General features: G+C 64.8%; 21 protein-coding genes. 10 read left to right on the plus strand and 11 right to left on the minus strand.

Annotation, left to right across the window (positions count from 1 at the left end; translation table 11 throughout):
- Positions 1–108 precede the first annotated feature (108 nt).
- Positions 109–597, plus strand: coding sequence for a peptidylprolyl isomerase (gene slyD, locus R6258_RS08630; protein ID WP_318449262.1), 489 nt, complete (start codon positions 109–111; stop codon positions 595–597).
- A gap of 105 nt (positions 598–702) precedes the next feature.
- Here the strand turns inward: slyD and R6258_RS08635 are convergent, their stop codons facing one another.
- Positions 703–1,383: a CDP-alcohol phosphatidyltransferase family protein gene (locus tag R6258_RS08635; protein WP_318449263.1), complete on the minus strand. Its 681-nt coding sequence runs from the start codon at positions 1,381–1,383 to the stop codon at positions 703–705.
- 48 nt (positions 1,384–1,431) lie between these two features.
- Positions 1,432–3,570: an FAD-dependent oxidoreductase gene (locus tag R6258_RS08640; RefSeq protein ID WP_318449264.1), complete on the minus strand. Its 2,139-nt coding sequence runs from the start codon at positions 3,568–3,570 to the stop codon at positions 1,432–1,434.
- A gap of 157 nt (positions 3,571–3,727) precedes the next feature.
- Here R6258_RS08640 and msrA point away from each other — a divergent pair, with 157 nt between their 5' ends.
- Positions 3,728–4,333, plus strand: a complete 606-nt coding sequence (msrA, locus tag R6258_RS08645) for a peptide-methionine (S)-S-oxide reductase MsrA (protein WP_318449265.1) — start codon at positions 3,728–3,730, stop codon at positions 4,331–4,333.
- 20 nt (positions 4,334–4,353) lie between these two features.
- Here msrA and R6258_RS08650 read toward each other — a convergent pair whose 3' ends face one another.
- Positions 4,354–5,547 carry an MFS transporter gene (locus R6258_RS08650; protein WP_318449266.1) on the minus strand — a complete coding sequence of 398 codons (1,194 nt, stop codon included), beginning with the start codon at positions 5,545–5,547 and terminating at the stop codon, positions 4,354–4,356.
- Between the two features lie 86 nt (positions 5,548–5,633).
- On the opposite strand from R6258_RS08650, the gene R6258_RS08655 reads away from it, so the two are divergent.
- Positions 5,634–6,521, plus strand: a complete 888-nt coding sequence (locus R6258_RS08655) for a LysR family transcriptional regulator (RefSeq protein WP_318449267.1) — start codon at positions 5,634–5,636, stop codon at positions 6,519–6,521.
- A gap of 20 nt (positions 6,522–6,541) precedes the next feature.
- Here the strand turns inward: R6258_RS08655 and R6258_RS08660 are convergent, their stop codons facing one another.
- Together R6258_RS08660 and R6258_RS08665 are read right to left on the minus strand one after the other, a co-directional pair.
- Entirely contained in the window at positions 6,542–7,042 is a 501-nt protein-coding gene (locus tag R6258_RS08660; protein ID WP_318449268.1) for a C40 family peptidase, read from the minus strand.
- 517 nt (positions 7,043–7,559) lie between these two features.
- Positions 7,560–10,016: a YbeU/YbeR family protein gene (locus tag R6258_RS08665; protein WP_318449269.1), complete on the minus strand. Its 2,457-nt coding sequence runs from the start codon at positions 10,014–10,016 to the stop codon at positions 7,560–7,562.
- A 186-nt stretch (positions 10,017–10,202) separates the two neighbouring features.
- Here R6258_RS08665 and R6258_RS08670 point away from each other — a divergent pair, with 186 nt between their 5' ends.
- Complete coding sequence (locus R6258_RS08670; RefSeq protein WP_318449270.1) at positions 10,203–11,651, plus strand: NAD-dependent succinate-semialdehyde dehydrogenase; 1,449 nt, start codon at positions 10,203–10,205, stop codon at positions 11,649–11,651.
- A 32-nt stretch (positions 11,652–11,683) separates the two neighbouring features.
- The gene (gene gabT / locus R6258_RS08675; RefSeq protein ID WP_318449271.1) at positions 11,684–12,982 is read left to right on the plus strand and encodes a 4-aminobutyrate--2-oxoglutarate transaminase; all 1,299 of its coding nucleotides are present in this window, start codon (positions 11,684–11,686) and stop codon (positions 12,980–12,982) included.
- 134 nt (positions 12,983–13,116) lie between these two features.
- On the opposite strand, the gene katE is transcribed toward gabT, so the two are convergent.
- The 3 genes from katE to R6258_RS08690 all read right to left on the minus strand — a co-directional run bounded on the left by katE (position 13,117) and on the right by R6258_RS08690 (position 16,355).
- On the minus strand, positions 13,117–15,267 hold the full coding sequence (gene katE / locus R6258_RS08680; protein WP_318449272.1) for a catalase HPII: 2,151 nt from the start codon (positions 15,265–15,267) through the stop codon (positions 13,117–13,119).
- Positions 15,268–15,502: 235 nt separating this feature from the next.
- The gene (locus R6258_RS08685) at positions 15,503–15,745 is read right to left on the minus strand and encodes a GlsB/YeaQ/YmgE family stress response membrane protein (protein WP_318449273.1); all 243 of its coding nucleotides are present in this window, start codon (positions 15,743–15,745) and stop codon (positions 15,503–15,505) included.
- Positions 15,746–15,806: 61 nt separating this feature from the next.
- Positions 15,807–16,355, minus strand: a complete 549-nt coding sequence (locus R6258_RS08690; protein WP_318449274.1) for a DUF924 family protein — start codon at positions 16,353–16,355, stop codon at positions 15,807–15,809.
- A gap of 318 nt (positions 16,356–16,673) precedes the next feature.
- Between R6258_RS08690 and R6258_RS08695 the strand changes: the two genes are divergently transcribed.
- From R6258_RS08695 to R6258_RS08715, 5 genes are all read left to right on the plus strand, one after another.
- The gene (locus tag R6258_RS08695) at positions 16,674–18,275 is read left to right on the plus strand and encodes a solute:sodium symporter family transporter (RefSeq protein ID WP_318449275.1); all 1,602 of its coding nucleotides are present in this window, start codon (positions 16,674–16,676) and stop codon (positions 18,273–18,275) included.
- Positions 18,276–18,489: 214 nt separating this feature from the next.
- Positions 18,490–19,668, plus strand: coding sequence for an MFS transporter (locus R6258_RS08700; RefSeq protein ID WP_318449276.1), 1,179 nt, complete (start codon positions 18,490–18,492; stop codon positions 19,666–19,668).
- A 23-nt stretch (positions 19,669–19,691) separates the two neighbouring features.
- Complete coding sequence (locus tag R6258_RS08705; RefSeq protein ID WP_318449277.1) at positions 19,692–21,098, plus strand: YcjX family protein; 1,407 nt, start codon at positions 19,692–19,694, stop codon at positions 21,096–21,098.
- The gene (locus R6258_RS08710; protein WP_318449278.1) at positions 21,095–22,159 is read left to right on the plus strand and encodes a TIGR01620 family protein; all 1,065 of its coding nucleotides are present in this window, start codon (positions 21,095–21,097) and stop codon (positions 22,157–22,159) included. Before R6258_RS08705 ends, R6258_RS08710 begins: the two co-directional genes overlap by 4 nt.
- 90 nt (positions 22,160–22,249) lie before the next feature.
- Positions 22,250–22,690: a universal stress protein gene (locus R6258_RS08715; RefSeq protein WP_318449279.1), complete on the plus strand. Its 441-nt coding sequence runs from the start codon at positions 22,250–22,252 to the stop codon at positions 22,688–22,690.
- A 30-nt stretch (positions 22,691–22,720) separates the two neighbouring features.
- On the opposite strand, the gene R6258_RS08720 is transcribed toward R6258_RS08715, so the two are convergent.
- From R6258_RS08720 to R6258_RS08730, 3 genes are all read right to left on the minus strand, one after another.
- Positions 22,721–23,806 carry an AI-2E family transporter gene (locus R6258_RS08720; protein WP_318449280.1) on the minus strand — a complete coding sequence of 362 codons (1,086 nt, stop codon included), beginning with the start codon at positions 23,804–23,806 and terminating at the stop codon, positions 22,721–22,723.
- Positions 23,807–23,840: 34 nt separating this feature from the next.
- On the minus strand, positions 23,841–24,653 hold the full coding sequence (locus R6258_RS08725) for a Cof-type HAD-IIB family hydrolase (RefSeq protein ID WP_318449281.1): 813 nt from the start codon (positions 24,651–24,653) through the stop codon (positions 23,841–23,843).
- A 373-nt stretch (positions 24,654–25,026) separates the two neighbouring features.
- The gene (locus R6258_RS08730) at positions 25,027–25,257 is read right to left on the minus strand and encodes a formate dehydrogenase subunit delta (protein WP_318449282.1); all 231 of its coding nucleotides are present in this window, start codon (positions 25,255–25,257) and stop codon (positions 25,027–25,029) included.
- Positions 25,258–25,278 lie beyond the last annotated feature (21 nt).

Raw genomic sequence — 25,278 nt, forward strand, 5'->3', positions numbered from 1 at the left:
ACATCAAGTCACGCGGCACAGACATGAAAAAAACAGCGCATCCCCTGACAGTCCTCGGGTGACGCGTTACCATGGTTATGACATACACACCGAAAGGTCCATCACATCATGCAGATTGCGCAGAATTCCGTTGTCGCGTTCCACTACACCTTGACCAATGATTCAGGTGAAGTGCTGGACAGTTCGGAAGGCCGCGAGCCGCTGACCTATCTCCATGGCTCGGGCAACATCATCCCGGGTCTGGAGAAAGAACTCGAGGGCCACCAGAGCGGCGATAAGCTGCAGGTGAATGTCAGCCCGGAAGAAGGCTACGGCGAAAAGCAGGAGGCACTGGTTCAAGAAGTGCCGCGCGATGCCTTCCAGGGTGTAGAGAGCGTCGAGCCGGGCATGCAGTTCCAGGCCCAGACGCAAGGCGGCCCGCTGATGGTCACCGTGACCCAGGTCGAGGGTGACACCGTTGTAGTCGATGGCAACCATCCGCTGGCCGGCCAGAAGCTCAACTTCGACGTCGAGATCGCCGAGGTTCGCGAAGCGACCAACGAAGAACTCGAGCATGGTCATGTCCATGGCGAAGGCGAAGAAGGCCACGAGCACTGAAAGTGCCCGTCGATCGACATCATGAGTCGATCGTTGCCAGCCAAAAGGGAGCAGCCAACGCTGCTCCTTTTTTATGCATGACCCATGCGAGCTCCCTTGGCCCTCTCAAGCCTCGCCGCTCTCTTTTCCATGCCTTTCTGTCGCTTCAGGCTCGTCTCCAGGCCTGCCGCGCGCCAGCGCCGCCAGGGAACGATAACCACCCCATAACCGCGTCGTTGCCGTCAACAGGCAGGCCGCGGCAAAGATCAGCGCCAACATCGGAAAGGCCTGTGGCCATAGGCAGAAAACCACGAAGGCCAGGATCGTCTCGGTGCCCTCGGTGAGGCCGTCCAGATAGAAGAACGCCTTGTGGGGAAAGTTGGGACGTTCGAGTCGATGACGTGCGGCCATGATCGCAAAGGCCAGAAACGAACTGCCGGTACCGACGAAGGCGAACAGCAGTATTACCGCCGGCAGCGCATTGGCACTCGGCTCGGCCAGCGCAAACCCGACCACCACGGCCGCATAGAACAGGAAATCGAGGACGATATCGAGAAATCCCCCGGCATCGCTGCCCGTGCCAGCGTGACGTGCCAGCGCCCCGTCGAGACCGTCGCCCAGGCGATTGATCAGGATCGCCACCAACGCCAGTCCATAAGCCTCGGCGGCCAGTAGCGGCACGGCCAGCATGCCGACCGCGAACCCCGCCAGCGTGACCTGCACGGGACGCACCCGCCAGCGCGCCAGCAGCACCGCCCCGCGATTCAGCGGCGCCTGGGACCAGGGCATCGTCCAGCGATCCAGCATCGTGTTTCTCCTTACGGGATTGACAGCCTGTCACGGCGCATCCGGCGCTCAGCCGCGACGACGCCAGGCGAAATAGCGCGCGAGCCAGCCCAGCACCCGTTGTGGCTTGTGAGCGTTCTTCCACAGCCCGGCGCTGGCCTTGGCCGCCTCACCGTAGGTCGGATAAGGGTGGATGGTGCCTAACAGCTTGTTGAGGCCGATCCCGTGGGTCATCGCCAGGGTGAACTCGGCCAGCACCTCCCCCGCTGCGTGGCCGACCAGGCTGGCGCCGAGGATACGATCCTTGCCGGGCACGGTCAGCACCTTGATGAAACCCTCGGTCTCGCCCTCGGCGATCGCCCGGTCAAGCTCGGCGAACGCATAGCGTGTCACTTCGTAGGCGATGCCCTGCGCCCCGGCCTCGCGTTCATTGAGCCCGACGCGCGCCACCTCCGGTTGCGTGAAGGTCACCGCGGGCATGTTGCGGTAGTTGACCGTGAAGCGCCGGAACTCGCCGAACAGGGCATTGACCGTCGCGTGCCAGGCCTGATGGGCACTGGCATGGGTCAATTGATAGGGCCCGGCAACGTCGCCGCAGGCCCAGATGTTGGGGTATACGCTGCGCAAGGTACCGTCGACCGCCAGCGTGCCTCGCTCGGTGACCTCGATGCCCAGCGCTTCGAGTCCCAGCCCCTCGACATTGGCTTCTCGCCCCACCGCGACCAACAGGTGGCTGAACGGAAGCTGCTGCGTCGAGTCATCCTGGGCGACGCTCAGGCGATGCCCCGCCGCGTCGCTCGCGACACACAGCGCTTGGCTATTCAGGTGCAGGGTCACTCCCTCGCGAGCGAGACGCTCGGCTAGCGGAGCGACGATGTCGGCGTCCTCGCGCGGCAGCAACTGCTCGCCCCTCTGTACCAGCGTGACCCGGCTCCCCAAGCGGGCGAATGCCTGGGCCAGCTCGCAGCCGATCGGCCCGCCGCCCAGCACGACCAGCCGTTCGGGAAGCGACTCGAGCCGCCACAGTGTCTGCGAGGTCAGCACCGGCACCGAGTCCAGCCCCGGCAACGCCGGCACGCGCGGGCGCGCGCCAGTGGCCACGACGACATGACGCGTGGTGAGCACCCGGTCGCCGACACGCACCCGCCAGGGGTCGTCCAGACCTGCCTCGCCGCTGATCACATCGACCCCCAGCCCGGCATAACGCTCGGCACTGTCATGTGGAGCGACATTGGCGATGGCGGTGTGGACGTGACCCATCACTTGGGCGAAATCGATGCGCGGCTCGCCGACCTCAATACCCAGGGAGCCGGCGTCACGGATGGCCTGGGCGCGGCGCGCGGCATGGATCAACGCCTTGGAGGGCACACAGCCGGTATTCAGGCAATCGCCGCCCATCCGTTCGCGCTCGATCAACGCCACCCGCGCATTGACCGCCGCGCCGATGTAGCTCGCCACCAGCCCCGCCGAGCCGGCGCCGATCACCACGATGTCGTAATCGAAGCGACGTGGCTTGCGATACTCGCGGGCCGCCCGCCGACGCTTGAGCCAGTCGACCAGCCGTCGGGCCAGTAGCGGAAAGAGCCCCAGCACCACGAACGAGGCCACCAGCCCCGGCGACAAAATGCCACCGACACGCTCCAGTTCGCCAAGCTCACGCCCCGCGTTCACGAAGATCAGCGTCCCCGGCAGCATGCCCAACTGGCTGACCCAATAGAAGGTCACGGCGCGCATGCGGGTCAGTCCCATCACCAGGTTGATGACGAAGAACGGGAATACCGGCACTAGGCGCAGCGTGAACAGATAGAACGGCCCCTCCTGGCGGATGCCGCGATTGATACCGGCCAGTTGGCGGGAAAAACGTCGCTCGACGGGTTCGCGAATCAACCAGCGCGCGCTCAGGAAGGCCAGCGTCGCGCCCAGGGAGCTGGCGAAGGAGACGATCAGCAGGCCCCAGCCGAGCCCGAACAGCGCCCCGGCCAACAGCGTCAGCAGCACGGCCCCCGGCAGCGACAAGGCCGCCATCGCCACGTAGATAGCGAAGAAGCCACTCGCCACGGTCAGCGGTCGGGCCTCGAACCAGGCCTGGAGCTGCGCCTGCTGAGCCTTGATATTGGCCAGGGTAAACGCCTCGTGTGCCCCGCTCGCGAAGAACAGCGCAATGACGACGACGATCGTCGCCAGGATCCACCAACGTTCTCGGCTCACGGGTTCTCCTTGGCCATAATCAATGAAACGCGGTTTTCAAAAAGACCATGCATCCAAGGGCCGGTCTCGACCGTATCATGGTCATGAATACAGCGCGTGAGGGGCCTTGGATGCAGCGCGCCAGCCAACCCTACCCACAGTGACCCGGGAGACTCCCATGCGCATCATGCTCATCTTGCTACTGGCCGTGCTAGGCGCGCCGGTACAGGCTCAGGACCAGGACCAGAAAACCGGCACGGCGACGTTCGCCGGCGGCTGCTTCTGGTGCGTGGAAGAAGCGTTCGACAAGCTCGACGGAGTGACCGCCACCGTTTCCGGCTATACCGGTGGCGACGCAGCCGAGCCCAGCTATCAGCAGGTTTCCGGCGGCGGTACCGGCCATGCCGAGGCGGTCCAGGTCAGCTACGACCCGGCCATCGTCGACTATCCGGCGCTGCTCGAGACGTTCTGGCACAACGTCGACCCGTTCGCCGAGAACCGTCAATTCTGCGACAGCGGCTCACAGTACCGTAGCGCGATCTTCTATCACAACGAACGCCAGCGACAGCTGGCCGAAGCGTCCAAGGACGAACTCGCGAAACGCTTCGGGCGGTCGATAGCCACGCAGATCGTACCCGCCGGCGATTTCTGGGAGGCCGAAGGCTATCACCAGAACTACTACCAGAAGAATCCGGTGCGTTATCACTTCTACAAGGCTGGTTGCGGCCGCCAGGAGCGCCTCGAGGAGATATGGGGCGACCAGGCGGGCCTCCGCGGAGAGTGAGACAAGCGCAGGCCGGGCGATCAGGCGGGAGCGGCGAGGTGCCGCTCCCTTCGCCACAGCCAGGCGGCGGTGCATAGCGTCAGCCCCAGCACCAGCCAGGAAGCCAGCACCACGCCGGGCCAGCCGGCGCTATTCCAGAACGGCTCGAGATACAGTCCACCGAGGCTCGCGCCCAGGTAGTAGAACACCAGGTAGAGTGCCGAAGCCGTGCCACGTGCTACCCGCGCCTGGCGCCCGACCCAGCTCGAAGCCATCGAGTGGCAGAGGAAGAAACCGAAAGCGTTGACGGTCAGGCCCAGCAGGATCAATGGCAAGGCCGGGTTCAAGGTCACCAGACTGCCCAGCATGAAGATCACGATACCCAGCAACATGCACGCCGGCTGCGACAGGCGTTGTGCGACCCGCCCCGACAGCGCCGAACCCAGCGTCCCGCCCAGATAGGTGACGAAGATCATGCCCAGCCAATGCGTCGCCAGCGAATAAGGGGCATCGTTCAAGCGGAAGGTGATATAGCTGTACTGATTGATGAAGATGAAGAAATTGAGCCCGCCGATCAGATAGGCCCCAAGCAGCAGCGGATTGCGCAAGTGAGCGGCCATGCCGCCTAGCGCCACGTCGAGGCGCAGCGAAGCCGGCTGGAAGTTGCGCGCCGGCGGCAACAGCCGCCAGAACACCATCAGGCATGCCAGGCTGATGATCCCCACGGTCACGAAGCTCGCCTGCCAGCCGCCGTATTCACCGGCGAAGCCACCCAGCACACGGCCACCGATCCCGCCCAGGGTGTTGGCGCTGATATACAGTCCCACTGCCAGCATCAATGCGCGCTTGTCGAATTCGTCCCCCATCCAGGCGATCGCCACCGCCGGCAATCCGCCGAGCACCAGCCCCTGAACGGCCCGCAACACCAGCAGGCTGGTGAAGTTAGGGACCAGCGGCAACAACAGCGAGCACAGCGCCGCCAGCAGCAGCGTTATGCGCATGATCGCGCCGCGCCCGATGGCATCCGACAGCGGCCCGTAGATCAGCAACGAGACAGCCAGGGTCAGCGTCGACACGCCCATCACCATGGCGCTGGCCAGCGTCGAGACACCGAAGGCCTGACGCAGGTCGGGCAATAGCGGTTGTGCGGCGTACAGATTGACGAATACGGTGAACGAGCCCAGGCATAATGCCAGAGTGGCCCGCCACCAGTCGCGGGTATGCGCTTCGATCATGATGCTCTCCTCGGATGCCGTCATGATCGCGCATCGTTTACCATCATCCAAATAGTGCTTGAAGATGCTTACAATCGGATTAACTGATGAGTCTGCCTTTCGATCTGCGCGCCCTGCGCTACTTTCTCGCCGTCGCCGAGCATGGCGGCTTCACGCGCGCCGCCCGTGAGCTGCACGTCGCCCAGTCGGCAGTCAGTCAGACCATTGCCGGCCTCGAGGCGCGGCTCGAGCTGACCCTCTTTCATCGCCACGAACGGCGCATAAGCCTGACGCCGGAGGGCGAACTGCTACGCGTTCAGGCTCGCGAGCTAATCGAGCACGCCGAGGGCGTGGGCCTGGCGATGCGCGAGGTTCATGGCCTGGTCAAGGGCGAAGTGCGCATCGGCACTCCCTCGATGCTCGGGTCCTACTATTTTCCGCCGCTACTGATGGGCTTCAAGGCGCGTCATCCGGGCATTCGGCTGACCGTGGTCGAGGCCGGTACCCGCCGGCTGCAGGAGATGATCGCTACCGGCGACTTGGATCTCGGCGTGATCACTTCGGATGCCAGCAACCAGCAATTCGAGCGGCGGCCGCTGCTGCGCGAGGAGATGGTGGTCTGCGTACCCCTCGGGCATCGCTTCGCCGGGCGCACGGCGGTCGATGCCGCGGAGGTCTTCGAGGAACCGCTGGTGCTGTTCCAGGATGGCTACTTTCATCGCGAGTTCGTCGACCGGCTGGCCGAGGAGCTGCGCCTCGAGCCCAAGATCGCCTTCCAGTCGAACCTGATCCCCTTGACCAAGGCGATCGTCAGGCAGGGGTTCGGCATCACCACCTTTCTGCGCCGGGTAATCAGCGAGGACGATCTCGTTGCGGTGCCGCTGTCGCCCCCAGCATATCTCGACCTGTCATTGGCATGGGGAAAAGGCGCGTATCTGTCGCGCGCCGAAAGCGCATTCGTCGACTTCGTGATGGCCCATCGCGAGCATCTCTAGAAAACCGAGGCAGACAACGCTCAGCCGGCGCGGCTCAGGCGGTACTGACGGGCGCGCTGAGCCAGTTCGGTCAGCGTCGTGGGACGCCGGGCCTGCCAGTAATAGCGCTGCCAGTAGACGTTGTTCAAACGCGAGATGATCACGCCCTGCGATGAGGAGGCATGCAGGAAGCGGCCGCCGCCGACGTAGATACCGACATGGTTATAGGGACCCGGCGGGCGAAAGAACACCAGATCGCCGGCCCTCAGCGAATCGCGATCGATCCGCTGGCCTTCGAGAACCTGATCGTCGGTGGTGCGCGGCAAGGGCAATGCAAAGGCTTCGTTGAATACGCGCTGGACCAGTGCCGAGCAGTCGATACCCTGAAAACCCTCGCCGCCGAGCACATAGGGCGTCCCCACCCAACGACGATGCTCATCGAGCAGCGCCGTGCGAATCAATTCAGGCGAGGCGTCACGTAAGCGCTGGAGCTGTTCGGCCATCTGGTTGGACGGCGCGATCTGCCAGGCGGCTCGCAGCATGGCCGCCTGCTTGGCCGTTGCGCTCGATGCCGATGGGCCGGAAGTCGTAGGCCCTCCCGCACAGCCGGCCAGCATGCCGGTAATCATCAAACACAACAGATATGCACGACGCATCCAGCGACCTCGTTCGCATTGGCATCGGATCGTTCCGATGGCATGCATCGGCGGGTGCATCGCTGTGGAAGTGAAGCCCGGGCACCACTTCCACAACGACCTAGTAGCGATCCTGATCTTGTCTAGTGCGAACGCTCTCGGCAGAAAGCCGAACGCCCGCGCGGTTTCGGCGATGTTACGGAAGATGAGCAATTCTGTCATCCGCCTGTCTCACCGCACCATCAACGCTCACTCACCAACGCTATCAAGGTAGTTACCAGACCATGCCGAGCGACAGGCCGGAGCGGCAAAATCAGTCCAAGAGCGGAGCCGTCGATAAGCATTGCTGCGATCGTCAGCTTACCCGGCTCGTATAGCACGCATGACTCAAGCGGCACTGTGCCGCCGGCACTTGCTCCGGGCACTAGTGCAAGGCATGCGCGTCGCCGGGTAGCGTGTCGACATGCAGCGGCGCCCAATGACGCGGCCTAGCGCCAGGAAAGTCCAGGCTGGCCCAACTACCCGCCAGGGGGGGGGCACCGCTTAGCCAGGCGGTCAACGCCTGAGCGAATCCGTCGAGCAGCGTAGTGCGCTCCTCGGTCTCGCCCATGAAGAAGGAGAAACCGGCATAGAGCCCCTGAGCATAACCGCGCCAGTTGCCATAATGCTGCTGTGCCAGGCGCAGGGCGCTGTCGAGCCGGGCACTGAAGTCGCCGGTATCCAGCCAGCCGAGGCAACGCCCCGCCACCGCCAGATCCACGGCCTGGGCGATGTCCCAGGCGGCCAGGTCGGCATCGTTGCAGCCGGCATCGTTGTCACGCACCCGCCGCAACCGTAGCAGATGATTGCGCGCCTCCTCGTCGCAGTCGCCGGACTCGAGGATGGCGATCTCCTCTTCGAGACGCGGCCTGTTGAGGGTATAGGGCGCATAGTTGATCTGGTATTCCTGACGATCGCCCGCCTCGAGCAGGAAATCCAGGAAATCCTCGAGCTCGCCGGCGCCGTGCAGTGCGTATTGCTCCTCGAGCCACTGGGCGGTGATCTCACGCTCGGCGTGCCCCTCGGGCTGCGGCTCGGTCCAGATCCCGGGATTGAGCGGACCCGCCAGCGCCAGCGCGGTGAAGCGCGACAGCGTCGGCCGCGGGCCGGGCTCCTGCCAGGCAACCTGACGCCAGTCGAGCCAATGGAAGAGACTGCCCGGGTCGTCGCGATGCCAGCGTATCTCGTGCACCAGATCGTCGTCGGGCAGTTCCGGCAGCGCCGCCTCCCAGGCCGCCCAGGCATCCAGCAGGCGCCGCGAGTCGGGATAGAAGCGACACAGCACGCCCCGCAGCGACTCGACGAGCGCCTGCAAGCCTGCCGCATCGAAGTCGCCACTGTCACCGGCCATCAGCAGGTAGAAAGCGTACTTCTCGGCCATGTGAATCGTTGCGGCGTGGCGCACGCACCGCTTGAGCGCATCGCGCATCGACACGGCGTCATCGGGCGGACGCCCGAACGGCGTGGTTATCGCAGGCAGCGCCCCATGGGCGGCATCGGCGGCGAGCTGATTGAGGTGATGCGCCTGAGCGGGAAGCCAGAAACGCGCCAACCCGGCCACGCCCTCATCGGGCAGCAAGCCGAGCGTCTCCTGCAGGTAGCGCCGCACGTCCTTGCGGCGTGGCTCGTCGACGTCCGGCGGGATGCCCTGGCGGTAGAGCAGGTCCGGTTCGCGCACCGAGGCCAGCGCCAACAGCCAGTGGCGCGCATCGCGTCGCCAGCCACGCAGGAATTGCCCGGCGGACTGGCGCTGGGCGTCGTCGAGCAGCGCCTGAAGCGGCACCTGCCAGGGACTCAGCGGCGAGTGCAGCAGCACATGCCAGTCGGCGCCGTGGCTGGCCAGCATGTCGCGGCTCTCGAACAGGCTATGGCCGCGCTGGTAGGCCAGCGTCACAGCCGTCCAATCGCTGTAGCGGCGCATCAGCAGATCGCCTGCATGCGTCGCGAACGACTCGGCTTCGTCGCGCTCAAGCCAGCCCAGCGTGGCGCCGGCATAGGCCAGGTCGACCAGCCGCAGCCAGTCCCAGGCCGCCCATTCGAGCGGTTCGCCGCGTTCGAGAAAGCCCAGCAGCACGCGCCCGTAGCGACGCTGTTCGCCGAGCCCCGCAAGCCAGACCGGTCGCGCCTGGACGTCCATCTCGACCAGCCGTGCGGCATCGATATCCCAGGCATAGCGCTGGCCCTGTGCCGCCAGCCATAGCAGCACGCGGATCAGTTCGTCGCGATCGCGAATCTGCCAGCCGCTGTCGAGCCAGGCCTCGACGTCCGGCCAGTCGAGCGCCCGGCTCGGCGGCGACTCCAGCAGCGGCGCGAAAGCCGCGCGCAGACGCCAGGCGGGATGCGCCTGCGCCCAGTGCAGGCCGCGCGAGCGATGTTCCAGCGTGGCGGCCAGCAGTTCCCAGGTGATCCCCTCGCCATCGCGCTCGAGTTGCGACAACGCCTCGCCGCTCTGGGCGAAAGCCTCGTCGCCATGCACCCAACCACTCTCGAGGCGCGCGCGCCGCAGCGCCGACAGCCACCCGTCGAGCGTGGCGTGATCGCGCTGGATCGCCCCCGCCAGTTCGACCAGCCAGGCCTCCGCGCGATTCGCCGTCAGCCAGCCGGCGGCCCGGGCCAATGCGATGAGTTCGAGCGCGGTCAGCCGTACCTGCGGATTGGCCCGTTCGGTCCCGCCCGGGAACGCCTCGAGCAATCGCCAGCCCAGCTCGCCCCGCTCGGCAACGCCCAGCTGCATGAGTCGTTCGGCGGCCAGCGTCGGATCAAGCGACGCCGGTTCGGGATCGAACGCCCAGCCGCACAGCACCAACTGCTGAGCCCACCAGGCATGGAGTGGATCGGCCAAGGGACACCTCTATCGCTAGCGAACGGTAAATCGGGCGAAATAGTGTAACGGAAAAGTGTCGCTTACACCGATGACCTATGTACGCGTCCAAGCATGCGTGGAAAATGCTTGGCGAAGTGTTTTAAATATCACACACTACGTAAAACATATCACCAAACATTCACTTGCCCACACTGGAGCCCCGTCATGGCATCGATCCTTCCCGACTTCCTGATTCCCCGGGCCTACATCGCCGGTCAGTGGTGCGATGCGGACCGTCATTTCGCAGTCAGCAACCCCGCCAACGGCGAGCTTCTCGCCGAGGTGCCCGATCTGGACACCGACGCGGCGCGCGAGGCGATCGCCGCCGCCGAAGCGGCCTGGCCGGCATGGCGGCGGTTGCCGGCCAAGCAACGCGCCGCCCTGCTGCGCACCTGGTTCGAACTGATCATCGCCAACCAGGAGGAGCTGGCCCGGTTGATGACCCTCGAACAGGGCAAGCCGCTCGCGGAGTCGCGCGGCGAGGTCGGCTATGGCGCCGCCTTCATCGAATACTATGCCGAGGAAGCCAAGCGCATCGCCGGCGAGACGTTGCCCAGCCACGGCGTCGACAAGCGCATCCTGGTGTTTCGCGAACCGGTGGGCGTGGTCGCGGCGATCACCCCCTGGAACTTTCCGCTGGCGATGATTACCCGCAAGTGCGCACCGGCACTGGCCGCCGGTTGTCCGGTGGTGGTCAAGCCGGCCGAGGCGACGCCTCTGACCGCGCTGGCGCTGGCCGGCCTGGCCGAGCGTGCCGGACTGCCGGCCGGGGTGTTCAACGTGGTGACCGCGTCGCGCCCCGCGGCCATCGGCGAGGTTCTGACCACCGACCCGCGGGTGCGCAAGGTCTCGTTCACCGGCTCGACGCCGGTCGGCAAGCGGCTGTTGGCGCAGTGCGCCGAGAGCGTCAAGAAGGTATCCATGGAGCTCGGTGGCAATGCCCCGTTCATCGTTTTCGACGATGCCGACCTGGATGCGGCGGTGGAAGGCGCCATTGCCTCCAAGTTTCGCAACTCGGGGCAAACCTGCGTATGCACGAATCGCTTGCTGGTACAGGCCAATGTGTACGACGCTTTCCTAGACAAGCTGGCCAAGCGCGTTGGCCAGCTAAAGGTAGGCAATGGCCTGGAGGGCGATGTGGTGCAGGGACCGCTGATCAATGCGGCGGCGGTGAGCAAGGTCGAATCGCACATCGCCGATGCGCTCGACAAGGGCGCGCGGCTGGTCTGCGGCGGCGCGCCACACGCCCTGGGCGGCACGTTTTTCCAGCCCACCGTGATCGCCGATGTAACGGCCGAGATGCGGGTCGCGGGCGAGGAGACCTTCGGCCCGCTGGCACCGGTCTTCCGCTTCGAACATGATGAGGAAGCCATCGCCATGGCCAACGACACCGAGTTCGGCCTCGCTGCCTACTTCTATGCGCGTGACTACCGACGCATCTGGCACGTCATGGAACAGCTGGAATACGGCATGGTAGCCGTCAACGAGGGCCTGCTCTCGACCGAACTGGCGCCGTTCGGCGGCGTCAAGGAATCGGGCCTCGGGCGCGAGGGATCGCGCCACGGGCTCGAAGATTTTACCGAACTGAAGTATGTCTGCGTCGGCGGACTCTGAAACGCCCAACGCCTTGCACAAGGAGGCCATGCATGAATAACGCTCAGCTCAACGAACTCAAGAAACGCTATGTCGCCAACGGTGCCGCCAGTCCGGCCGAGCATTTCGCCGATCGTGCCGAGAACGCCGAAGTCTGGGACGCCGACGGCAAGCGCTTCATCGACTTCGCCGGCGGCATCGGTGTGCTCAACATCGGCCATCGCCATCCCAAGGTGGTCGAGGCGGTCAAGGCTCAGCTCGACAAGGTGATGCATACCTGCCAGACCGTCATGCCCTATGAAGGCTACGTGAAGGTGGCCGAGAAGCTCAGCCAGATCACCCCGGTGCGCGGCCATGCCAAGGTCATGCTGGCCAATTCCGGCGCCGAGGCGCTGGAAAACGCCGTCAAGATCGCCCGTGCCGCGACCGGCCGCAACAACGTCATCTGCTTCGACGGCGGCTATCACGGCCGGACCTTCATGACCATGGCCATGAACGGTAAGGTCGCGCCCTACCAGACCGACTTCGGCAGCATGCCGGGCAATGTGTTCCGCGCGCCGTACCCGGTGGCGTACCACGGGGTCAGCGAGGACGAAGCGCTGCGCGGCCTGAAGATGGCGATCAAGACCGACGCCAACCCCAAGGATACCGCGGCCATCGTGCTCGAGCCGGTGCTCGGCGAAGGCGGTTTCTACGCCGCTCCGACGAGCTTTCTGAAGAAGGTTCGCGAGATCTGCGACGAACACGGCATGCTGATGATCGTCGACGAGGTCCAGAGCGGCTTCGGGCGTACCGGCAAGATGTTCGCCATCGAGCACAGCGGCGTGGAGCCGGACATCATCACCATGGCCAAGAGCATGGCGGACGGCATGCCGATTTCCGCCGTCGTCGGTACCGACAAGCACATGGACGCTTCCGGTGGCAACTCGCTGGGCGGCACCTACACCGGCAGTCCGGTTTCCTGCGCAGCGACCCTGGCGGTTCTGGACGTGTTCGAACAGGAGGACATTCTCGCCAAGAGCCAGGCGCTGGGCGACAAGCTGGCCAAGCGCTTCGCCAGCTGGCAGCAGCAGTTCGACTGCCTCGACAACCCCCGCAACATGGGCGCCATGGCGGCCTTCGAGCTGGTTTCCGACAAGGCCAACCATACGCCGGATGCCGAGCTGACCGGGGCGCTGTGCAAGAAGGCCCGCGAGAAGGGGCTGATCCTGCTGTCCTGCGGAATGTACGGCAATACCATCCGCTTTCTGATGCCGGTCACCATTCAGGACGAGGTGCTCGAGGAAGGCCTGGACATCATCGAATCGGCCCTCGCCGAGCTGGTCGGACAGAAGCAGACGGCCAACGCCTGATATCTGGCCGTTCGTGGTAGCAAGACAGATAGCAAGAAAAGCGCCCCGCTCGAAGCGGGGCGCTTTCTGTTGCGCTATCGGTATTTCAGAATAATAACGTGACGATCGCCCGCGGCGACCGTCGACGCCCTCAGTCAGGCCGGCATGCTATTGGCCTTGGCATCGCGCGACCAGACGCGATGCTGGCCCATCGCCTCGGCAAACGGCGTGAAGACATCGTCCACGCTCGCCCCCAGGAAAACGCCATCCTCCTGCGTGGGCACACCCGCCGCGGACAACAGCTCGCTGCCCTCGCCGATGGCGGCGATCGCCTTGAGGTGCTTGTAGGCCTCCTGCACGTAATAGAGCCCCAGTCCGGATTGCGACAGCGTCTTGGCGCTTTCAGCGCCACCGGCCACGATCACCGAATCCATGGTCACCGACGGTTCGCCGTTGAGCATGCCATCGGGCGCCAGGGCCTGGCCGCTGATCGACTTCACCGGCGCCATGCTCGGGGCGATCACCATGCCTTGCGCTCCTTCGGCCTTGAGGCGTGCCTTGATGCCGTCGACATGCTCGGCATCGACACCGTCGGCGACCAGGATCGCCACCTTGCGATACTTGATGTCATGCGGCAGCCGCGCCATCAGGCTCAGCGCCGGCGAGTCCTGCTGCGAGCTGGTGCCCAGCTCATCGGCCGGTGCCGGTTTGGTGGAAGGCACCTCGATGCCATGGTTTTCTCCGACCCGGCGCGCCAGCTCGAGATCGATGTTGGGCAGGATCTCCTTGATCATCCGCTCGCGAATCCAGGGCCGCTTCACCTTCGACAGCTCGAAGGTGTAGGCGGCGATGATGTGCTCCTTCTCGACCTCGGTCTGGCTGTTCCAGAACAGCGTCGCCTGGGAGTAGTGATCGCCGAACGAAGGGCTGCGTGCGCGCACCTTGTTGGCGTCGACACGCTCGTAATGGCTCTCGAAGCCGCCGTCCTCGGGCGCGGCCGGCGTCTCGCTCGGCCAGCCACCGTCGATCGAGTTGGGTTCGTAGGACGCCTGCCCCTTGTTGATCGTCTGGCGGTGCAGCGAATCGCGCTGGTTGTTGTGGGCCGGCGAGACGGGCTGGTTGATGGGTATCTCGTGAAAGTTGGGGCCGCCCAGACGCAGCATCTGGGTATCGAGATAGGAGAACAATCGGCCCTGCAGCAGCGGATCGTTGGTAAAGTCGATGCCCGGCACCACGTGGGCGGGGCTGAACGCCACCTGCTCGGTCTCGGCGAAGAAGTTGTCCGGATTGCGATTGAGCACCATCTTGCCGATCGGGATGACCGGCACCTGCTCCTCGGGGATGAGCTTGGTCGGATCGAGCAGATCGAAATCGAACTTGTGCTCGTCCTCCTCCTCGACGATCTGCACGCCGAACTCGTACTCTATGAAATCGCCGTTCTCGATGTCGTCCCACAGTTGACGGCGGTTGAAGTCGGGATCGCGCCCCCAGAGCTTCTGCGCCTCGTCCCAGATCAGCGAGCAGGTGCCGGCCAACGGCTTCCAGTGGAACTTGGCGAAGCGCGCCTTGCCCTGCTTGTCGATCAGGCGGAACGTATGCACCCCGAAGCCTTCCATGTTGCGATAGTGACGCGGGAAGGCCCGATCCGACATGGTCCACAGCACCATATGGGTGGCCTCGGGCATCAGCGACACGAAATCCCAGAACGTGTCGTGGGCGGACTGCCCCTGGGGAATCTCGTTATGCGGCTCGGGCTTCACCGCATGCACGAAGTCGGGAAACTTGATGGCGTCCTGGATGAAGAACACCGGCATGTCGTTGCCGACCAGATCCCAGTTGCCCTCGTCGGTATAGAACTTGGTGGCAAAGCCGCGAACGTCACGCACGGTATCGTTGGACCCGCGCGGCCCCTGCACCGTGGAGAAACGCACGAACACGGGAGTCTTCTTGTTGGGATCCTGGAACAGCCCGGCCTTGGAATACTGGGCGGCTTGCGGATAGGGCTGGAAATAACCATGCGCCGCCGACCCACGCGCATGCACGATACGCTCGGGAATCCGCTCGTTGTCGAAGTGATTGAGCTTTTCGCGGAAGATGAAATCTTCCATCAGCGTGGGACCACGCTCGCCGGCCTTCAGCGAGTTGTGGTTGTCGGAGATGCGTACACCCTGGTTGGTGCGCAGATCATGCCCCTCTGCATCGCTGCGATACTTCTCGAGATTCTCCGACTTGCTGTCCTCGGTGGTCTTGAAATCCTTGTCATGCGCCTCATCGCTATTGGGACGCGTATGGGGATTATTTGCCATTATCAAACTCTCCTCGTTTGCTGAAATGGCCCCACCCACCTCAAAGTCACCGCCGAATACCGCCTGTCGATTCCATGGCTATCCATTCGGCGGCGTTGTCTTGTACTGCCTTTTTCGTTTGCCTCCTGAAAGGTAGACACGGCGACCCGAGCAGCGCAAACCGACCGGGTATTTAAATGATGAAGCGTCGGACGGGAACCAGCCCCGGCCGACGCTCATTCGGCCGCCGCTACCGTCAGCCCTTGCGCAGCTTGGCGACGATCCACAGCAGCAATATGGCGCCCACCGTGGCGGTCACCAGCGAACCGATGATCCCGGTTGAGGCCAGACCGATCAGCCGAAACAGCAACCCACCGAGCACCGCGCCGACGATCCCCACACCGATATTGCCGAAAATGCCGAACCCGCCACCGCGCATGATATTGCCCGCGATCCAGCCGGCCAGACCACCGATGATCAGCCACAGAATCAAACCCATACTCAAGACTCCCTTCACTTTTTCCTATCGAAATGGCCTACCCAGCCTGCCACAGCAGGGCTCAGAATGACGAGCCGGGCTGGGTGAGAAAGGCTTCCTCCTCGGGCGTCGAGGAGCGCCCGAGTATAGCGTTGCGATGCGGGTAACGACCGAATCGGACGATGATCTCATGATGGCGCCGCTCGAACTTGAGGTTCTCTTCGAGCCCCGGCTGGGCGAAAAGCCGCAGTGCCTCGTCATGCACGGCCAGCGATTCGCTGTGCATGTAGGGCATGTACAAAAAAGCGCGCTGAGCAACCTGCAAGTGCCGGTCGGCGTCCTGGGCCACCGCGACCTGCGCCAGGGCCAGCGCCTGGGGGTCATGGGCGAACGCCTCCGGGCGGTCGCGGAAGAGATTGCGCGAGAACTGGTCGAGCAGCAGGATTTCCGCCAGCCGCCCCTGCGGCGACTCACGCCAGGTCCAGAGTTCATTGGCCCTGGCCGCCTCATGCAACGCGGCGAAGCGATCGCCGATATGTCGGTCCAGGCGCGCATCCTTGGCGAACCACTGCTTGGCGCCGAGGGTTTCGAACCAGAAATTCAATACCCGCTGTGCTGACGTCTCGGCCATGGGCGCTCCTGTGTCGCAATCCGCGTTGCCCGTCCGGGCTCATTAACGGCCGACTCGAGCCGTCAGCCGGGATCCAGCCCTCAGCATAGCCGCTGAGAGGCGATATCTGTAAGGCGGCTCGCGGCAAGACGCCTGCAGCGCGGCGCCTACTATGGTCGTTCTGCAACGAACCATTGCAGGTTCAAACCGACATTGCCGGAGCTATGTCCGACAAATGGCTAATGGAAGAATACGCTCATATACTTATACTTTCGTTCAGCCGTGAGCTGCAGCGGAGCCTGCCGCGCTCGTCAAGCCATCAAAGGATTCCCTCAACCTATGCATGCCCTAACCCTGATCTCGTTCTTCTTCTTTACCGGGCTGGTCGCCGCGATCACCTGGTGGGTCACGCACCGAGACGACCACAGCAGCACCCGTGGGTATTTCCTGGCCGGACGCAGCCTGACCTTCCCACTGATCGCCGGCTCGCTACTGATGACCAACCTGTCCACCGAACAGATGGTCGGTCTCAATGGCAGCGCCTTCAACGACGGTCTGAGCGTCATGGCCTGGGAAGTGGTCGCGGTCATCGCGCTGGTCGCGCTGGGGCTGTTCTTCCTGCCGCGCTTCCTGCGCAGCGGTATCGCCACGGTGCCGCAGCTGTTGTCGCTGCGTTTCGACAATACCACCCAGCTGATCTGTAACATCATCTTCCTGCTGGCCTACGCGGTGATCCTGCTGCCGATCATCCTTTATTCCGGGGCGATCGGCCTGCAGGGCATGCTCGACCTGCCGGGGCTTACCGGCATCCAATCCGATACGACCCTGCTGTGGGGCACCGTGTGGGTCGTGGGCATCATCGGTGCGACCTACGCCCTGTTCGGCGGGCTGCGCACCGTGGCCGTGTCGGACACGCTCAACGGCGTCGGCCTGCTGATCGGCGGCTTCGTGGTCGTCTACTTCGGCCTGCAGGCGGTCAGCGACGGCAACGGCGTGATGGCCGGCTGGGATATACTCAAGCAACAGACCCCCGAGAAGCTCAACTCGATCGGCGGCCCGGAACAGCAGGTGCCGTTCGCCACGCTGTTCACCGGCGTGCTGCTGATCAACCTGTTCTACTGGACCACCAACCAGCAGATCATCCAGCGTACCTTCGCCGCCAAGACCCTCGCCGAGGGCCAGAAGGGCGTACTGCTGACCGGTCTGTTCAAGCTGCTCGGGCCGCTGTACCTGGTGCTGCCGGGGATCATTGCCTACAACCTCTACGCCGGCGAAGGCATCAAGGCCGATGCCGCCTACGGGCACTTGGTCTTCAATGTCATGCCGCCCTACCTCACCGGCTTCTTTGCCGCGGTGATGGTCGGCGCGATCCTGTCGTCGTTCAACTCGGCGCTCAACAGCACCACCACTCTGTTCAGCCTGGGTCTGTACAAGGGCGTGTTCAACAAGAACGCCAGCGAGCAGCAGGTGGTCCGCTCAGGCAAGATCTTCGGCTGGATTATGGCCTTCGCCTCGATGATCATCGCGCCCTTGTTGGCCGGCCAGGATAGCCTGTTCGGCTACCTGCAGAAGATGAACGCGCTGTACTTCATTCCGATTCTCGCCGTGGTACTGGTCGGCCTGCTGACCAAGCGGGTACCGGCGATCGCCGCCAAGATCGCCCTGATCGGCGGTTGCCTGGTGATTGCCGCGGTCTACTTCGTCCCGCCGTTCACCGGCCTGCTCGACTACATCCACAACTTCCACTTCGTGGGTCTGGTATTCGCGCTGCTGGTCGTGATGATGCTGATCATCGGCAAGCTCGCCCCGCGGGCGACTCCCTGGGTACACGAGGACAGCGGCGAAGTCGACCTGACTCCGTGGAAGGGCGCCATCCCGGCAGGCATCGTGCTGGTGGTGCTGGTCATCGCCATCTACGTGGCCTTCGCCGGCGGCGTATAGTTCCGCTTGTAGCCCGAGCGCTACCCCGCTCCCTGCGACCCCGCCCTTCGGCGGGGTCGCTGCGTTTGTATCGGACGCAAGCCCTCTTTGGTGGGCCAGCGGGCATTGCCGACATGCCCCGCCGTGGCGACACTGACCTCATAGCCGCCTTGCGAGGCTCGGTATGTCGCGCCGCTCGACGATGACCTCGCCCTTGCCTATCCGGAGCCCAGACATGCCCTTGACCGTTTCCCTGCTTTCGCTGTGCCAGGCTCTGCTGGTTAGCGGCAACATCCTGCTGATCGCCGTTTCGCCGCTGATCGGCGCGCGTCTCGCTCCCGGGCCGGCCTGGGCCACCGCGCCGGTGGCGACCCAGTTGCTGGGACTGATGTGCGCGACGATTCCCGCCTCGCTGATCATGGCCCGGCTGGGCCGCAAGCGCGGCTTCGTGCTCGGCAACCTGCTGGGCATCGCCGGGGTCGGCGTAGCGGTCTGGGCGCTGCAAGCCGAGCGGTTCGGCCCGTTCATGCTGGGGACCTGGCTGATCGGCGTGGGTATCGGCTTCGGCACCCTCTACCGCTTTGCCGCGGTGGAGGCCGCTCCGCCGGCCTTGCGCGATCGCGCCATCGGGCTGGTGATGGGCGGCGGTGTGCTGGCGGCCTTCCTGGGTCCGTGGCTGGCCCGGGCCAGCCGCGAACTCACCGAGGTGCCCTTCCTGGGCAGTTTCCTGGGCCTCGGCCTGCTCTATGCCCTGGCGCTGGTGTTGCTCGCATTCACCCACCTGCCACCGGCCCAGCGGACCCACGGCGAGGGGCCGGCGCGGCCGTTGGGTGAGATCCTGCGTCAGCCGGCGTTCATCGTCGCCGCGCTCAGTGCGTTGGTCGGTTACGGGGTGATGAACCTGGCGATGACCGCCACGCCGCTGGCCATGCAGCGCGCCGGCTTCGCCTTCGATCATGTGGCCACCACCATTCAATGGCACGTACTGGCGATGTTCCTGCCCTCTTTCGTGACCGGCCGACTGACCGCACGCTTCGGCGCACCGGCGATGATCAGCGTCGGCTGCCTGCTGCTCGCCGGATGCGGAGTACTGGCCCAGTTCGAGGCGGGGCTGTACGGCTACTACGCGGCGCTGACCCTGCTCGGGCTGGGCTGGAATCTGACCTTCCTGCCCGCCACCGGCCTGCTCACCGAGACCTACCGCCCGGCCGAGAAGGCCCGCACCCAGGCCGCCAACGAGTGCCTGGTGTTTTCCACGGTGAGCCTTACCGCGCTGCTAGCCGGACCGCTCGAAGCCGGCCTCGGCTGGGCCGGTCTCAATGCCGTATTGCTGCCGCTTTCGTTGCTGCCGCTGGGCGCGCTGGCCTGGCAGCGACTTGCCAGCGGCGCCCAACGCCCCCAGATTAGAGGCTGAATTTCTCGGCGGATCTCGATTCCATGCGCCAGACCCTGGCACGCGAAGTCAGCAACCTCATAGAACGCGGCCGCGACCGCCAGCTGCGCCTGGCGGTCACCGGGCTGTCCCGGGCCGGCAAGACGGCCTTTCTCACCTCGCTGGTTCACCAGTTGCGTCACGCCGGGCTCGAGGCGCGCCTCGACCTGTTGCCGGCGGCCCGCGAGGGGCGTCTGCTCGGTGCCCAACGCATCGCTCAGGCGGATCTCGGCATCCCGCGCTTTCCCTACGACCAGGCGCTGGCCGCGCTCGACGCCGAGCCGCCGCGCTGGCCGGATCCGACCCGCGGGATCAGCGAGCTGCGCCTGCGCATTCGCTATCGTCCCGAGCGCCACGGCCTGTTGGCCGGCTTCGCCAGCGACAGCGCGACCCTGACGCTGGATCTATTCGACTACCCCGGCGAATGGCTGCTCGACCTGCCGCTGCTCGAGCACGACTATCTGAGCTGGTGCGAGCGCCAACAGGCCTCGCTGAGCCCGGCGCGGCGCGAGCTGGCCGGCGACTGGCTGGCCGCGATCGACTCGCTCGACCCCGCCGCCAGCGCCGACGAGGCCCGGCTGGCGGACACCGCCGAGCACTATGCCGACTACCTGCGCGCCGCCCGGGAAGCCGGCTTCGCCGACCTGCAGCCGGGGCGCTTTTTGCTGCCGGGCGATCTCGACGGCGCTCCGGTGCTGCAGTTCTTTCCGCTGCCGGGCGTCGGCGAGGCCGATCGCGCCAATCTCGAAGCGCTCCCCGAGGACAGCGTCTATCGCACCCTGGCGCGACGTTTCGCCTATTACCAGCAGCACGTGGTCAAGCCGTTCTACCGCGAGCACTTCAGGCGCTTCGATCGCCAGATCGTATTGGTCGACGTGCTCGGAGCCCTGAACGCCGGGCCGGAACGCTTCGAGGATCTTTCGCGGGCCCTGGCGACGCTGATGAAGAGCTTCGACTACGGCAAACGCAGCCTGCTCACACGGCTATTCACACCGCGCATCGACCGCCTGGCGATCGCCGCCACCAAGGCCGATCACGTCACTCCCGAACAGCACGGCAAACTGGTCGCCCTGCTCGAGGCGCTGCTCGCCGAGCCGATCAAGGACCTGCGCTACGCCGACATTCCGGTACGCGCGCTGTCGCTGGCCTCGCTGCGCGCCACCGAAGTGCATGAAGTGAGCCAGCAGGGAGCGCGCACGCCGGCGCTGCGCGGTACCGACCTGGCCGGCGAGGAGCAGCTGGTGTTTCCCGGCGAGGTCCCGGCGCGCCTGCCCAGTGCCGACTTCTGGGCCCGCCAGGGCTTCAGCTTCACCGCCTTTCGCCCGCTGCCCCGCGCAAGCCGCGGTGCCGGCCTGCCCCACATTCGCCTGGACGCCGCCCTCGACTGGCTGATCGGAGACAAACTGACATGAGCGACCCGCGCCCCTATCAGCGCTTCCCCCTCGACGAGCCCGACGCGGCGCGTGCCGACGTCAATGAGGACCCGCGGCCGTCCGAGCACTACCCCGTCGAGTTGACGACCCAACGCCGTGAAGATGACGCGGGCCTGGCCCCGGCCACCGACGCCGCCCTGGAGCGCGGGCTGGGGCGGCCGCGCAAGCGCCGTTGGGGGCAGCTGACGGTCCTCGGCGGCAGCCTCACGCTGGGCATCATCCAAGCCGGCGAGACACTCTATCAGGCCTCGCTGGGCGGCGACTGGTTGAGCGGCGCCTGGAGCCTGCTCGGGCTGACGGCACTTGGCCTCGGCGGCTCGGCCCTGCTGCGTGAGCTATGGCGACTGCGGCGGCTGCGCCGCCATGGCGCACTACGCCGGCGTCTCGAGAGGCTGGACGCCGAGGCTGGACGCGAGGCACACCAGCTTGCCGAGGCGCTGCGCGAGCAGATGCAACTCGACCGCGACCATCCACACTGGCAGGCCTTTCTGCAGGCCCATCAGCCCCACCACGACGGCGCCGAGACACGCGCCCTGCTGGCCCATCACCTACTCGCTCCACGCGATCGCGAGGCACGTCGGCTGATCTCGCGGATGTCGGGGGACACCGCGGTGATGGTCGCGGTCAGCCCGCTGACGCTGGTCGACATGCTGCTGGTTGCCTGGCGCAACCTGGCGATGCTCGAGCGCATCGCCGCGCTCTACGGCCTGGAACTCGGTTATGCCAGTCGGCTCAGGCTGTTTCGCCAGGTGCTCGCCAACCTGGCCTTCGCCGGGGCCAGCGAGATCGCCTCCGAGGCGAGCATGGAGCTGTTCTCGATGAATCTCGCCAGCAAGCTATCGGTACGCGCCGGCCAAGGACTCGGCGTGGGGCTGCTGTCGGCGCGCCTGGGCCTGCGTGCGTTGCGCCTGACCCGGCCACTGCCGTTCGCCGAGGGCGAGGCGCCGCGCATCGCCGACCTGCGTAGCGAACTCTGGCAGCGGCTGCGACGGCTCGAGAAATCAGAAACGCCCCAGGGTGATGAAGGCCGACGAACTTGACTTATGTCACGGTGAAGCAACCAGAGTGACGCTATGCTGAAAACATGAAGGTTCTATTCGACAGTGAGCCACAAGGCCCGGGAGGTGGGCATGTTCAAGACGATACTGGTCCCCGTCGATGGCTCCGAACAGGCGAAACTCGCTCTCGAGGTTGCCTGTAAACTGGCCGCCAACGGCCAGGGCCATCTGCACATCCTGCACATCCCGGAACGGCTCGCCCACGACAACACGCTGGTCTGGGGCGTCGGTGCCGTGAACCTGGAGGCGCCCGAGGAGGAAGTCGAGCGGGCCGGCCATAAGATGCTCGAAGCCGCCAAACAAGCCGCCGTCGAGCACGGCGCCACCGATGTCGATGGCTCGGTGCACCAGGGCGACCCGGCGCGGGTGATACTCGAGCAGATCAAGAAACTGCAGGTCGATACCGTGGTCATGGGGAGCCGGGGGCTCAGCGATATCAAGGGCCTGGTGGTCGGCAGCGTATCGCATAAGATCGCGCACGCGGCGCCCTGCCACGTCATCACCGTGCGCTGATCCCTCTACCGACAGGACACACACCGCGAATCAAGACTGGCCGTCACGCGGGGTGGCAGGCTCGAACGGGCGCGCTTCCTGCTCCAGCCAGCCTTTTACGTACAGACACTGTATAAGCATCATACCCGTTACGATCAGCGGCTCGGCCACCAGCATGCCCATCAGACCGGCCACCAGCCCTAGCCATAGCTGCACCACCAACAGCAATCCAGGCGGAATGCTGACCGCTTCGCGCTGGATGAGCGGCGTTACCAGATAGCTTTCCAGCATTTGCACAGCTGAGTACAGCACGGCGACGTGCAACATCGCCGTCGGGTCGACCGACAAGGCCACCAGCAAGGCGGGAACCGCCGAAAAGAGCGGCCCCAGATAGGGAATGAACGACAACAGCGCCGCCAGCAGGCCGAGCGACAAGAACATGGGAATGCCCAGCAACCAGAGCCCCACGCCTGACAGCAGTCCCACGGCGGACATGGAGGCGAGCCGACCCACCAGCCACCAGGCCAGCTTATGCGTGATGGCTCCCAATAGCTCGGCTGCTCCTTCACGCCGCGAAGGGGGGATGAGCTGCAACAAGCCGGCTTTATAGATTGCCGGATCGAAAGCGACGAAAAGACCGATGAATACGATCACCACGAGATGGAGTAACGCTCCCAACGTGGTCGAGAACACGGTCGAGACCCGCGCGGACCAACTGCTGAGAACATCACCGGACGCCGGGTCCGGATTGATCCTTTCGATAAGCTGCGTGCCCAGCGGCCACTGGCTTATCAAGTGTTTCAACTCGGTCAGCGAGTCGGGAAGTGTCTTGGCGAGTTGCGCAAACTCCTGGCTGATGCTGAAGGCGAAGTTCACGCTGAAGGCGGTGAGTATGCCGATGATGATCAGCAGCACGACCAACAATGCCCAGCGCCGGGAGAGAACGCTGTGCCGGCAAAGCCAACCCGCCGGGAGCGACAAGGCCAGAGCCAGCAACAGCCCCAGGAAGACCATCAGCAGGACTCTGTAACCGAACCAGAGCGTGGTCAGCACTGCCACCGTTGCAGCGGCAATGCCGGCAGCAATCCAGACCTTGCGGGCGTATTCGCTCAAGCGAGCGTTCTTCGGTTCTCCCATGATGACGCTCCTTGTCATGTGGGTGAAACGCGGCCTACCCCGCTGCGAGATTCAGCTCAAAGTATTCCCGCAGGCGCTGGGCGACGCCGAATGGGTGATGATGTCCGATGCGCGTAGCTCCCGGAACGCGCCGCGCCAGCTCGGGATGGGCGTTTTCCACGATGAAGCCATGACCGGCCAGCGCCAGCATCTCAGCGTCGTTGAGATTGTCGCCGAACGCCAGGCAGCGTTCGACGGGGATTTCCAGGCGCGCCAGCAGGCGCTCCAGAGTGGCGCCCTTGTTGACCCCCTCGGCCATGATCTCCAGCGAATCGGCCATCGAATAGGTTACGTGCAGCCGCGTACCCAGGCTGGCGTTGATGCTCTGTTCAAGAGCCGCCAGGGCCGCAGGATCGCCGATACACAATACCTTGCCGACACCGCTACCGTCGTGGGCCTCGAGATCGGCGACCCGATAGCGAAAACCGGTGTGTGCATGCAAGGCCTTCAGTTCGGGAGCCGGCGCGTCGATCAACCACTCGTCGCCGGTATACAGGTTGAGCCGAATATCGGCATCGCGCGGCAGTTCGACCAGCGCACGTACCAGCTCGGCCGGCACCCACTGCTCGGCGATCAGGCTATCGTCGGGCGCGTAGAGATGCGCGCCGTTGGTACTGAGGATATAGGCGGGCACCCCCAGTCGACGACGAAAGGCAGCGATGTCGTGGAAGTGGCGCCCGGAGGCCAGCGCCAGGTAATGGCCCTGAGCGGCCAGGGCCTGAAAGGTCTCGATGGTCAGCGTATCGAGATCGTGCTGGGCATTGAGCAGGGTATTGTCCAGATCCGTGACAATCAGATGGGGCTGCATGCGGCTTCCAGGGTTGGTTCTAGGTATCTCTCGGCATTCCTAAAGCGTTTGTAGACGCCTTCTCGGCATCCATAAGGGTATCGCATATCGGCCCACGTATGCGCCCTGAACGGTTACCGCCCTGCGTCTAGGCTACGGCTCGCAGGCCACCTTCGGTCGGGCCTTCAAGCGCATTATCAGTAATCTCCTGGCGCGGTACGCGCCGCAGCTCATGCGGATTGATCGCGGAGCCGGTCATGCCCTGACAATCTTCGCTATCGACAGTGGAGCCTGCTCCCCCACAAAACGGGCCGGGCATGTGCCCGGCCCGAGAATCTCAGCGCTCACGCGGTAACGGGTTCAGCGATCGCCGAGACTCGCCGCCACGCCCGCCTCAACCCGCCTGGCGTTCGTGCTTGAGGCGTAGCACGGCCTCTCGCGCTAACGGCGTCAGCTCCGCGCCACCCTCGTCCAGGTAGGCGATGATTTGGGCCTTCATGCTGCGCGCCCAGAATTTCTGCAGATGCGTCGCCACGCGTTGCGCGGCCTGCGCCTCTTCACCGTGCTGGTTGGCGGCGATCTGATTGACCATCTTGACCAATTGCTGCAGTTGTTGATCGCTCATCGGGCATCCTCGGCGATATTT

It is taken from the genome of Halomonas sp. HP20-15 (genome assembly GCF_033446685.1).
Taxonomy (GTDB): Bacteria; Pseudomonadota; Gammaproteobacteria; order Pseudomonadales; family Halomonadaceae; genus Modicisalibacter.